Source organism: Actinomadura sp. BRA 177 (assembly GCF_013372625.1).
Taxonomy (GTDB): domain Bacteria; phylum Actinomycetota; class Actinomycetes; order Streptosporangiales; family Streptosporangiaceae; genus Spirillospora.
Window position 1 is genome coordinate 1 of the sequence record NZ_JABXFD010000227.1, and the last position, 10,454, is coordinate 10,454.

Consider the following 10,454-nt stretch of genomic DNA (forward strand, 5'->3'; position numbering starts at 1 on the left):
GTTGCGGCTGGGTCGCAGCGGGCGCCGGCGGGGCGGGCGGGTGCTGGAGGGGGGCGCCGGGGTCGGGCCGGCGGCCGGGGAGGCCGCTGGCGGGGGCGCGGCGGGTGCGGGGGTGGAGGAGGCCGGGGGGGCCGGGCGCGACCGTGGGCGGGGCGCGGCCGCCCGCCGCCTCGTCCGCCGCGGCGGCGGCGGGCGCGGCCAGGTCCGGGCCGGGCGGCGGCGGGCGCGACACGGTGCCGGACTCGTTCCCGGCGATGTCGGCGACGGTGACGTGGACGGCGTCGCGGCGCACGTCCACCCCGGCGACGTGCGCGCGGCCGGCGACCAGGCCGTAGAGCCGGGCGTTCGGGCCCCGCCGGTCGGCGCCGGTCTCCCCCGCGACCTCGATCAGCCCGCCGTCCCGCAGCCGCTCGATCAGGTCGGACACCGTCGGCCGGGACAGCCCGGTCAGCGCGCGCAGTTGCGGCGCGGTCAGCGGGCCGCGGTCGAGCAGCAGGTCGAGCGCGAGCCGGTCGTTGATCGCGCGGGCCATCGTGGGGTCGGCGGTCTTCACGGCCCACATAATAGTCAGGGTTCCTGCTTATTCGCTTTTCATCAGGAAGCCTGCCTGTTAGTTTCTACGCCCATGAACCGTCACCACCGCGCGATCGGTGCGGTCTTCGCCGTCCACGGAGCCGTATCGGGCACCCTCGCCACCCGCCTCCCCTGGATCCAGGACCGTCTCGACCTCTCCCCCGGCGTCCTCGGCCTCGCGCTGCTCTGCCCGTCCATCGGCGCGTTCGCCGCGATGCCCACCGCGAGCCGGCTGGCGCACCGGATCGGCGAGCGCCGCACCGTCCGGCTGCTGATCGCGGCGTGGTGCGCGGCCCTCGCCCTGCCCGCGCTCGCGCCCGCGCCCGGCTGGCTGTTCGCGGTGATGCTGCTGTTCGGCGCCACCGCCGGCATGTCGGACGTCGTCATGAACTCGCACGGCGTCGCGGTCGAGGGGCACGTGCGCCGCCCGCTCATGTCGGGGCTGCACGGCCTGTGGTGCGTCGGCAGCCTCGCCGCGGGCGGCATCGGCATCGCCGCCGCGCACGCCCGGGTCGACGCCCGGCTGCACCTCGGGCTGGTCGCGCTGGTCCTGCTGGCGGCGGGGACGCTGGCCGGACGGGGGCTGCTCGCGGACCGCCCGTCCGAGGGCGTCCCGGCGCCGCGCCGCTTCGCGCTGCCGACCAGGGCCGTCCTCGCGATCGGCGTGGTCGGGTTCTGCGGGACGTTCGCCGAGGGCGCGAGCGCCGACTGGTCCGCCGTCTACCTCACCGAGGTCGCGGACGCGGGCCCCGGCCTCGCCGCCGCCGCGTACACGATCTTCATGTCCTGCATGGCGGGCACCCGGCTGGCGGGCGACCGGATCGTGCGCCGGTTCGGCCCGGCGGCGGTCGTCCGCTGCGGCGGCTCGGTCGCGGTGCTCGGCGGCATCCTGGTGGTCGCGGCGCGCACGCCCTGGCTCGCCATCAGCGGGTTCGCGCTCATCGGCATCGGGATCGCCACCGTCGTCCCGCTGGTGTTCGCGGCGGCGGCCGGCACCGGCGCGACACCCGGCGAGGGCGTGGCGGGCGTGGCGACCATCACCTACCTGTCCGGCCTGACCGCCCCGGCCGTCACCGGCTGGACGGCGGGCGCCCTCTCCTACCCGGCCGCCTTCGCGATGATCACTTGCGTGGTCGCGGTGATGACCCTGACCGCCGGCGCCCTCCGCCCCCGCGATACCGCCCCTGGCGCGCCCACGTCCAAGCCGTCCGAGAAGACCCTGCACTAGCGTCCGGCGGCGCGTCGGGGACGTGGGGCGGCGAAGGGCCGGGGCGTCCGGCGGCGGGGACGCGAAAGGCCGGGGACGGCGAGCGTCCCCGGCCTTTCACGGGTCTAGATCAAGTGCGCCTTAGAGCGGGTAGACGCCCTCGGCCTGCGGGCCCTTCTGGCCCTGGGTGATCTCGAACCCGACGCGCTGGTTCTCGTCGAGGCTGCGGTACCCGTTGGTGGTGATCGCCGAGTAGTGGACGAACACGTCGGGGCCGCCGCCGTCAGGCGCGATGAACCCGAAGCCCTTTTCGGCGTTGAACCACTTCACGGTGCCTTCGGCCATGCTGTTTTTCCTTCTGGGTGTAACTCACCGGCCCGCCGGGCGGCGGACCGGGCTGCAAGCGGACTCATCCCACGTCCGCCGGTCACCCGGAGGAGAACGCTTCGAGACTGCTCGACGCCGGACGGGCCGACGCCATCGTGCAACGCCCCCGAACCTACCCGATACCGGCCCCGCTTATGCACCGACACACCTAAACAAGATCCCCGAGCGCCTCGGCGGCGCGGTGGCAGTCGTGGAACGTGCAGTACAGCGGGACGGGCGCGAGCCGGACGACATCGGGTTCGCGGGCGTCGGCGACCACGCCATGGGCCTCGGCGAGCCGCCGGACGAGCCCGCCCGCGTCCGCGACCCGCAGGGACAGCTGGGTGCCGCGCGCCGCCGGGTCGGCCGGGGTGATGATCTCCACACCGCGGACCGGGGCGAGCCGGGACGCCAGGTGGCCGGTGAGCCGCTCGCTCTTGGCGCGCAACGCGTCCATCCCGACCCGGTCGAAGATCTCCAGGGAGGCGAGGACGGGCGCGAGCGCCATGATCGGCGGGTTGGACAGCTGCCAGGCGTCGGCGGACGCGGGCGGCGCGATGTCCGGGTCCATCCGGAACCGGACGGACGGGTCGGTCCCCCACCAGCCGGCCAGCTTCGGCACGGACGCGTCCCGGACGTGCCGCTCGTGGACGAAGCAGCCCGCGACCGCGCCGGGCCCGCTGTTCAGGTACTTGTAGGTGCACCAGGCGGCGAAGTCGACGTCCCAGTCGTGCAGGCGGAGCGGGACGTTCCCGGCGGCGTGCGCGAGGTCCCAGCCGACGACGGCGCCGGCGGCGCGGCCCGCCTTGGTGATCGCGGGCATGTCCATGAGCTGGCCGGTCAGGTAGTTGACGCCGCCGAGCAGGACGAGCGCGACCGTGCCGCCCTCGCGTTCGAGGAAGCCGAGGACGTCCTCGGTGCGCAGGTTGTCCTCGCCGGGACGGGGCTTCAGCCGCACCACCGTCTCGGCGGGGTCGAGCCCGTGGTGGACGGCCTGGCTGGCGACCGCGTACGAGTCGGACGGGAACGCCGAGTCCTCGATCACGATGCGGGTGCGGGGCCCGGACGGCCGGTAGAAGCTCGCCATCATCAGGTGCAGGTTGACGGTGAGCGAGTTCATCGCGACGACCTCGTGCGGCCGCGCGCCGACGAGCCGGGCGGCGGGCTCGCGCAGCAGCTCGTGGTAGTCGACCCACGGGCGGCGGGCCTGCGTGTGGCCCTCGACGGCGAGCCACGCCCAGTCGTCCAGTTCCTCGCGGAGCCGTTCCGCGACGACGCGCGGCTGGAGGCCGAGCGAGTTGCCGGCGAAGTACGCGGCCTCCTCGTACGTCCCGCCGGGCGCGGGCGGGACGCGGAACTCGCCGCGCAGCGTCGGCAGCGGGTCGGTCTCGTCGAGCCGCCGAGCCTCGTCTTCCAAGCTCACTGGGTCATTCCTTCGGTGGTCACAAGGTCGTGGGCGGGCGCGAAGAACGCCTCCGCGTTGCCGCCGAGCAGCCGGGCACGGTCGGCGTCGTCCAGCCCGGGGCAGGCGCGGATGGTCGCGCCCGGCTCCATCTCGCCGAGCGGGAACGGGTAGTCGGTGCCGAGCATGACGCGTTCGGGGCCCATCACGTCCACGAGGAGGCGGAGCGCGCGCGGGTCGAACACGGCGGAGTCGACATGGAACCGGCTGACGTATTCCGACGGCGGGCGCGGCGAGTCGGCGCGGACGATGTCGCGGCGGTGCCAGGCGTTGTCGGCCCGCCCGAGCAGGAACGCGAAGGAGCCGCCGCCGTGGCAGAAGCACAGCCGCAGCGACGCGGGGATGCGCTCGAACGCGCCGGACAGCATCAGCCCGAGGATGCTCAACTGCGTCTCGGCGGGCATCCCGGACAGCCACGGCAGCATGTGGCCGCGCATCCGGTCGGCGCCGAGCATGTCCCACGGGTGCGCGAGGACGGGCAGGCCGAGCGTGGCGCAGTGGGCGAGGAACGCGGTGATGCCCTCGTCGTCGAGGTTGCGGTCGCCGACGTGGTTGCCGATGTGGACGCCGCGGTGCCCGGCCGCCTTCGCGCGCGTCGCGACCTGGCAGGCGAGCGACGGGTCCTGCAGCGGGACCTGGCAGAGCGGCAGCAGCCGGTCGGGGGCGTCCGCGCAGAAGGCGAGGATGCGCTCGTTGACGAGGTCGCACCAGTCGGCGGCGCGGGACGGCTCGGCGGCGTACCCGAACATGAGCGGGGTGGACGAGACGGCCTGGACGTCCACGCCCGCCGCGTCCATGTCGGCGACGCGGCGCGCGGCGTCCCAGAGCGCCTCGCCGACCGGCCGGTACTCGTCGCCGCCGGACATCATCATGCCGGTGCCGCCCCCGTCGACGCGCAGCCAGGGCTGGCCGTCGTCGGCGAGGATGCGGCCCTCGTCACGGCTGATCTGCGGGAAGACATGGGCGTGGACGTCGATGACGGTCATGTCAGACCCGGGGCGCCGTGGTCGGGGTCATGGTCTGCGGCCACTTCCGGCCCGGGTGGCCGGCGCCGCAGTCCGGGCATTTGCGGTCGCTGCCGTAGAAGCCCTCGAAGACGGGCGGCAGGTCGTCCACGATCGAGGCGACCTGCAGCTCGGCGCGGTGGACGAGGTGGTGGCATTCGGTGCAGTACCACTCGAACGCCTCCGTGAGCCCCTCCGGCCGCGGGATCTCCACGACCAGGCCGATCGACCCGGCCTCGGGCCGCTGCGGCGAGTGCCGGACGTGCGGCGGCAGCAGGAACACGTCGCCCTCGTTGATCTGCACGTCCACCGGCGGGCGGCCCTCCTCCTCCATGACGCGCAGCACCATGTTGCCCTTGAGCTGGTAGAAGAACTCCTCGGTGGGGTCGTCGTGGAAGTCGGTCCGCTGGTTGGGGCCGCCGACGACCATGATGATCAGCCCGGCGTCGTCGAACACCTGGACGTTGCCGACGGGCGGCTTCAGCAGGTCGCGGTGCTCGTCGATCCAGGACTCGAAGTTGAACGGCCGTCCGAACGACAGCTGCGGCAGGGTCATGCTCCGGCCTCCTTACCGGTGCGGGGGATGTGGGCGACGCACGAGATCTCGATGAGCAGGTGCGGGTGCGGGAGCTGGTGGACGGCCACGGTCGTGCGCGCCGGGCCGGTCTCGTCGAAGTACTCGCCGTAGACCTCGTTGTAGCCGCCGAAGTCGTTCATGCTCACCAGGTAGGTGGTGACGTTGACGACGTCCGGCAGGCCCCCGCCGGCGGCGGCGAGGAGGTCGCGGATGTTCTCGATGACGGCGCGGGTCTGCGCCCGGATGTCGAGGTCGGTGACGCCCATCGGGTCGGCGGCCGCCCCGACGAACGTCCCGTCCGGGCGGCGCGAGCTCGTCCCGGACACGAACACGAAGTCGCCGGCGCGCTTGACGTGCGGGAACCGTCCTCGCGGCTTGGCCTTGCCGTCCACGAGGAACGCGTCGCCCATCACGTCGTCACCTCCACACTTCCGAGCCCGGCACCGGTGACGCGGACGTGCGCGTCCTTCGGCAGCGGGACGGCGGCGGTCGCGGCGCCGGCGAGCACGATCCAGCCGGGTTCGAGCTTCATCCCGGCGCCGAGCGCGAGCCGCGCCGCCGCCCTGAGCGACCGCGCCGGGTCGCCGAGGATCGCGGCGGACGAGCCGGCCTGCACGGGACGCCCGTCGATCTCCATCAGCAGCCCGGCGTTCGACAGGTCGCGCGGCTTGTGCCAGGCCCCGTACCCGAACCGTGCCGCCGACGCGTTGTCGGCGATCACGTCGGCGAGGGTGAACTTGAAATCCTGGTAGCGCGAGTCGAGCACCTCGAACCCGACCGCGACACCGGCGACGGCCGACTCGACCTCGGCGACCGAGCGGACCTCGCGTCCGATCAGGTAGGCGATCTCCGGCTCGATGCGCGGGTGGATGAGGCGCGACACGTCCACGGACGACTCGGCGAGCATCCCGTCGGTGAGCAGGCCCCAGATGACGTCGTCCACGCCCATCTGCACCATCTTGGCGCGGCTGGTGAACCCCATCTTGACCCCGGTGAGGCGCTCACCCCTCCGGCGGCGGCGCTCGATCCCGACCCGCTGCACCGCGTAGGCGGCGGGCACGTCGAACGGCGCCGTATCAGTCAGCTTCGGCACCGCCCGCACCTCGCGGACGGCGTCGTCCAGCGTCGTCGCGAGCGCATGCACGTCCACCATCAGGCTTCCTCCTTGCCGAATGCGACGCGGACGTCGCCGAGCCCGTCGATGCGGGCCTCGAACACCTCACCGGGCGCGGCCGGGACGACCGGGCCGAGCGCGCCGGTCAGCACGGTGTCGCCGGCGCGCAGGGGGCGGCCGACGTGGACCAGCGTGTCGGCGAGCCACAGCGCCGCGTTCAGCGGATGGCCGAGGCAGGCGGCGCCGTTGCCGGTCGAGACCTGCTCGCCGCGCCGCTCCATGACCATGCCGCAGAGGCGCAGGTCGACGTCCTTGAGGAGGACGGGGCGGTTGCCCAGCGCGTACATGCCGGACGAGGCGTTGTCGGCGACGGTGTCGGCGAGCGTGATGTCCCAGTCGCGGACGCGGCTGCCGACGACCTCGATGGCGGGCAGCGCGAACGCGGTCGCGCGGATGACGTCGGCGACCGTGTGCCGCTCGTGCGTCAGGTCGTGTTCGAGGACGAGCGCGACCTCGGCCTCGGCGCGCGGCTGGAGGACGGTACCCGCGGGTATCTCCTCGCCGTCCGGGACTGCCATGTCGGCGAACAGCATCCCGAAGTCGGGGCTGTCCACGCCGATCTGCCGCTGGACGGCCTTGGAGGTGAGGCCGATCTTGCGTCCGGCGAGGCGGCGGCCCTCGCCGAGCCAGCCCTCGGTGACCTTGTCCTGGACGGCGTAGGCGTCGTCCGCCGTCGTGATCAGGTCGCGGACGGGCGCGCACGGCGTGCCGCTCGCGTAGGCGCCGAGGAGCCGCTCGGCGGCCGCGTCGATGTTGGTTGTCACTGGGCTCGCTCTCAGATCTGGATGCAGACGTTGACGGGTTCGGAGAAGAAGTCCAAGGAGTACTCTCCCCCTTCTCTCCCGATCCCGGACGCCTTGACACCGCCGAACGGGGTGCGCAGGTCGCGCAGGTTCCAGCAGTTCACCCAGACGATGCCGGTCTCGATCTTCGGCGCCACCCGGTGGGCGCGCGACAGGTTCGTCGTCCAGACCGTGGAGGCGAGGCCGTAGGGGCTGTTGTTGGCGAGCGCGAGGGCCTCGTCCTCGGTGTCGAACGGTGCGATGTGGCAGACGGGGCCGAAGATCTCTTCCCTGACCGTGCGGGCCGTTTCGGGAAGCCCGGTGAGGACGGTGGGCTCGACGTAGAAGCCGCCGTCACGCTCGTCGTTGAAGGTCGGCGCGCCACCCCCGGCGACGATCGTGGCGCCTTCTTCCTTGGCGAGCCGGTAGTAGGACAGGACCTTGTCGCGGTGCTCGGCCGAGATCATCGGCCCGTAGCCGTCGAGTGCCTTCACCCGTGCGGCCAGCTTCTCGACGAACTCATCGAAGACGGACCGTTCAACGTAGATACGTTCGGTGCAGAGGCAGATCTGGCCGGAGTGGGTGAAGGACGAGCGGACCGTCCCGTCCACGGCGGCGTCGAGGTCGGCGTCGGCGAAGACCAGCGCGGGATTCTTGCCGCCCAGCTCGAACGACACGGGCGTCACGTGGTCGGCGGCGTTGCGCATGATCGCGGCGCCGGTCGCGGACTCGCCGGTGAACGCGATCGCGTCCACGCCCTCGTGGCCGGTGAGGAACTCGCCCACCGCACCCGCGCCGTGCCCGTGCACCAAGTTGAACACGCCCTCCGGCAGACCGGCCTCGTTGATGACCTGAGCGAGGACGGTCGCGGTGGACGGAGTCTCCTCGGACGGCTTGAGGACGACCGCATTGCCGCATGCCAGCGCCGGAGCGATCTTCCAGGTCGACAGCAGCAGCGGCAGGTTCCACGGCGAGATGATCGCCACGACGCCGAGAGGACGGCGCACCGTGTAGTTGAGCGCCTGCCCCGCCCCCGAACTCCACCCTGGGATCTGCGTCGTGTAGGCCCGCTCAGGACGCCCATACAGCAGGTCGGCGTAGGCGCGGAAGTTGCCGGCCGCACGCGGAACGTCAACGGTCTCGGCGAACGCCCGGGGCCGGCCCGTATCGGCCACTTCGGCCGCGACGAATTCCTCGAACCGCGCCTGGATCCCGTCCGCGATACGCCTGAGCACAGCAGCGCGCTCTTCGGCGCCCATCGTCCCCCATGGCCCCTTGAGCGCCGCGCCCGCCGCCGTCACGGCATCGTCCACGACCTCCCGCGTGGCCTCGGGGACGGTGCCCAGCTCGGAGCCGTCCACGGGATCGATCAGCGGGAACGCGGGACCGTCCGAGCGGAAGACGCCGCCGACGTAATGCTGAGCCTTCATGCATCGATCCTGTGCCCCGCGAGCTATGCCTGGCAAATACCAATCGACCAGGGAGCTATCACGAACCCGTGATAGTAAGGCGGCATGCGCGCCATCGACCTGCTCAACGGACGGCTGAAGCTCCGGCACCTGGTCCTCGTCGTCGCCATCGCCGACCACGGCAGCGTCCTGCGCGCCGCCGAGCACCTGCACCTGGCGCAACCCGCCGTCACCCGCAGCCTGCGCGAAGTAGAGGGGATCCTCGGCGTCGACCTGTTCACCCGAGGCCCGCGCGGCGTGACACCGACCATGTTCGGGGACGCGTTCATCGAGCACGCCCGCGCCGTCCTGGCCGAACTGCGCCGCGCCGGCGAACGCATCACGGGCCTGGCGGACGGCGAGGTCGGCACGGTGACGATCGGCACGCTCCTGGCGGGCTCGAACGTCCTGCTCCCCCGCGCGATCGCCGCCTTGAAGAAGGACCGCCCCGGCATCACCGTCATCGTCCAGGAGGCGACCTTCGACGCCCAGGTCCCCCGCCTCCTCGACGGCGAGATCGACCTGATCCTCGGCCGCCTCAACCCGATCGACGACCTGCGCGGCCTCCGCCAGATCACCCTCTACGGCGAACCGGTCCTCCTGGTCGCCCGCCGAGACCATCCCGCCCGCGCCCTCCCGGACCTCGGCCTGGCCGACCTCCTGGCCTACCCGTGGGTGCTCCCCCTGGAGCAGACGGCGCTGCGCACAGAACTGGAACAGGTCTTCCGCGCCTCGGGCCTGACACTCCCCGGCAACCTGGTCGAGTGCACGTCGGTGCTGACCGTCCGGACCCTGGTCCGCGACACCGACATGATCGCCGCGCTCCCCGAACTCGTGGCCCGCACCGACGCGGACATAGCGCCGCTCCCCCTCCCGCTGGAGACCGTCCGCCGCCAGGTCGGCGTAACTCTCCCGGCACACCGGCCCCCAACGCCCTCGGCCCGCCTGATGCTCGACCACCTCCAGCACGAGGCGGCCGCGCTCACCGCCTGATCAGCCCGACCAACGCCTTGCAGACCGCTGACTCGGCGTCGCCCAGATCGAGGACGACGTCGAAGTGGTCCCGGTCGGGCACGACCATCAGTTCCGCGCCGTCCCACATCGGCTGGAACATCCGCGACTGCGCCACAAAACCGTCCCCATCGTTCTCCGCGACCACCAGCACGGCCGGACACTTGTGCTCGGCCGGCAGCAAGGCAGGACTCAACGCCGCCGCCCGCTCCAAATCCAGCTTCACGTACTCGTTCACATAAATACGAGTGACAGGCCGGATGTCGAACAACCCGCTGATCGGCAGCGCGGCCTTCACAACATCCCCCGGAACGCCGAACTCGTCCTGCCACCCACCGACCATGGTCATCCCGGTCAGATGCCCGCCCGCCGAACTCCCCCCGACCACGATCCGCTCGGGATCCAGCCCGTATTCACGCCCATGCCGGTGAATCCACGCGATCGAGGCCCGAGCCTGCCGGACGATCTCCTCCAGCGTGGCCTTCGGCGCAAGCGTGTAGTCGGGCACGACAGTCGCGATGCCCTGCTCATGAAGAGCCCGCGCCATGAACGATGACTCTTCCTTCGAAAGCGCGAACCAGTAACCACCATGAAAGAAGACGAACACCGGCCGCAGCCCACGCTCGTCCACCCCCCAGACGTCCAGCCGCTCCCCGCTCACCTCATCGAAGACGACCCCGCGATACCCCGGCAGGCCCTCAACGGCCCGCGCGGACTCCTCCCGGTACCGCACGAGATGCCGCTCAAGCAGCTCATGCCCGGCCTTCCGCCGCACGTTGTAGGCGACGTCCAGCTCCTCATCACTCAGCCCGCTCCCCGGCCACTCACCCAGATCGCTCACGCCCCCACC

12 protein-coding genes are annotated in these 10,454 nt (G+C 72.3%); 2 read left to right on the top strand and 10 right to left on the bottom strand.

What is annotated here, in order from left to right; translation table 11 throughout:
• Window positions 1-553: winged helix-turn-helix domain-containing protein (locus HUX53_RS08730; RefSeq protein ID WP_217919234.1), on the bottom strand; the 553-nt coding region annotated here is incomplete at its 3' end.
• Window positions 554-625: 72 nt separating this feature from the next.
• On the opposite strand from HUX53_RS08730, the gene HUX53_RS08735 reads away from it, so the two are divergent.
• A complete protein-coding gene (locus HUX53_RS08735) occupies window positions 626-1,801 on the top strand; it encodes an MFS transporter (protein ID WP_176402649.1) in 1,176 nt (391 codons plus the stop codon).
• A gap of 120 nt (window positions 1,802-1,921) precedes the next feature.
• Here the strand turns inward: HUX53_RS08735 and HUX53_RS08740 are convergent, their stop codons facing one another.
• The 8 genes from HUX53_RS08740 to HUX53_RS08775 form a co-directional block, all read right to left on the bottom strand.
• Window positions 1,922-2,125, bottom strand: coding sequence for a cold-shock protein (locus HUX53_RS08740; protein WP_067639228.1), 204 nt, complete (start codon window positions 2,123-2,125; stop codon window positions 1,922-1,924).
• A gap of 190 nt (window positions 2,126-2,315) precedes the next feature.
• On the bottom strand, window positions 2,316-3,569 hold the full coding sequence (gene kynU, locus HUX53_RS08745) for a kynureninase (RefSeq protein WP_176402650.1): 1,254 nt from the start codon (window positions 3,567-3,569) through the stop codon (window positions 2,316-2,318).
• Complete coding sequence (locus HUX53_RS08750; RefSeq protein ID WP_176402651.1) at window positions 3,566-4,594, bottom strand: amidohydrolase family protein; 1,029 nt, start codon at window positions 4,592-4,594, stop codon at window positions 3,566-3,568. The genes kynU and HUX53_RS08750 overlap by 4 nt, the downstream gene beginning before the upstream one ends.
• Window position 4,595: 1 nt before the next feature.
• Window positions 4,596-5,168: a 3-hydroxyanthranilate 3,4-dioxygenase gene (locus HUX53_RS08755; protein WP_176402652.1), complete on the bottom strand. Its 573-nt coding sequence runs from the start codon at window positions 5,166-5,168 to the stop codon at window positions 4,596-4,598.
• A complete protein-coding gene (locus tag HUX53_RS08760; RefSeq protein ID WP_176402653.1) occupies window positions 5,165-5,599 on the bottom strand; it encodes a RidA family protein in 435 nt (144 codons plus the stop codon). Before HUX53_RS08760 ends, HUX53_RS08755 begins: the two co-directional genes overlap by 4 nt.
• Window positions 5,599-6,342, bottom strand: a complete 744-nt coding sequence (locus HUX53_RS08765; RefSeq protein ID WP_176402654.1) for a 2-keto-4-pentenoate hydratase — start codon at window positions 6,340-6,342, stop codon at window positions 5,599-5,601. Before HUX53_RS08765 ends, HUX53_RS08760 begins: the two co-directional genes overlap by 1 nt.
• Window positions 6,342-7,127 (bottom strand): fumarylacetoacetate hydrolase family protein, encoded by a 786-nt coding sequence (locus HUX53_RS08770; protein ID WP_309237123.1) that lies wholly within the window; start codon window positions 7,125-7,127, stop codon window positions 6,342-6,344. The genes HUX53_RS08765 and HUX53_RS08770 overlap by 1 nt, the downstream gene beginning before the upstream one ends.
• A gap of 11 nt (window positions 7,128-7,138) precedes the next feature.
• The gene (locus HUX53_RS08775; protein WP_176402655.1) at window positions 7,139-8,575 is read right to left on the bottom strand and encodes a 2-hydroxymuconic semialdehyde dehydrogenase; all 1,437 of its coding nucleotides are present in this window, start codon (window positions 8,573-8,575) and stop codon (window positions 7,139-7,141) included.
• Window positions 8,576-8,659: 84 nt separating this feature from the next.
• On the opposite strand from HUX53_RS08775, the gene HUX53_RS08780 reads away from it, so the two are divergent.
• Window positions 8,660-9,586 carry a LysR substrate-binding domain-containing protein gene (locus HUX53_RS08780; protein WP_176402656.1) on the top strand — a complete coding sequence of 309 codons (927 nt, stop codon included), beginning with the start codon at window positions 8,660-8,662 and terminating at the stop codon, window positions 9,584-9,586.
• On the opposite strand, the gene HUX53_RS08785 is transcribed toward HUX53_RS08780, so the two are convergent.
• Window positions 9,576-10,454: alpha/beta hydrolase (locus tag HUX53_RS08785; protein ID WP_255205056.1), on the bottom strand; the 879-nt coding region annotated here is incomplete at its 5' end. The two genes, HUX53_RS08780 and HUX53_RS08785, sit on opposite strands and share 11 nt — an antisense overlap.

Coding starts and splice junctions, on each gene's coding strand:
- HUX53_RS08735 (WP_176402649.1), top strand. CDS start 626: ATGAACCGTCACCACCGCGCGATCGGTGCGGTCTTCGCCGTCCACGGA.
- HUX53_RS08740 (WP_067639228.1), bottom strand. CDS start 2,125: ATGGCCGAAGGCACCGTGAAGTGGTTCAACGCCGAAAAGGGCTTCGGG.
- HUX53_RS08750 (WP_176402651.1), bottom strand. CDS start 4,594: ATGACCGTCATCGACGTCCACGCCCATGTCTTCCCGCAGATCAGCCGT.
- HUX53_RS08755 (WP_176402652.1), bottom strand. CDS start 5,168: ATGACCCTGCCGCAGCTGTCGTTCGGACGGCCGTTCAACTTCGAGTCC.
- HUX53_RS08760 (WP_176402653.1), bottom strand. CDS start 5,599: ATGGGCGACGCGTTCCTCGTGGACGGCAAGGCCAAGCCGCGAGGACGG.
- HUX53_RS08765 (WP_176402654.1), bottom strand. CDS start 6,342: ATGGTGGACGTGCATGCGCTCGCGACGACGCTGGACGACGCCGTCCGC.
- HUX53_RS08775 (WP_176402655.1), bottom strand. CDS start 8,575: ATGAAGGCTCAGCATTACGTCGGCGGCGTCTTCCGCTCGGACGGTCCC.
- HUX53_RS08780 (WP_176402656.1), top strand. CDS start 8,660: ATGCGCGCCATCGACCTGCTCAACGGACGGCTGAAGCTCCGGCACCTG.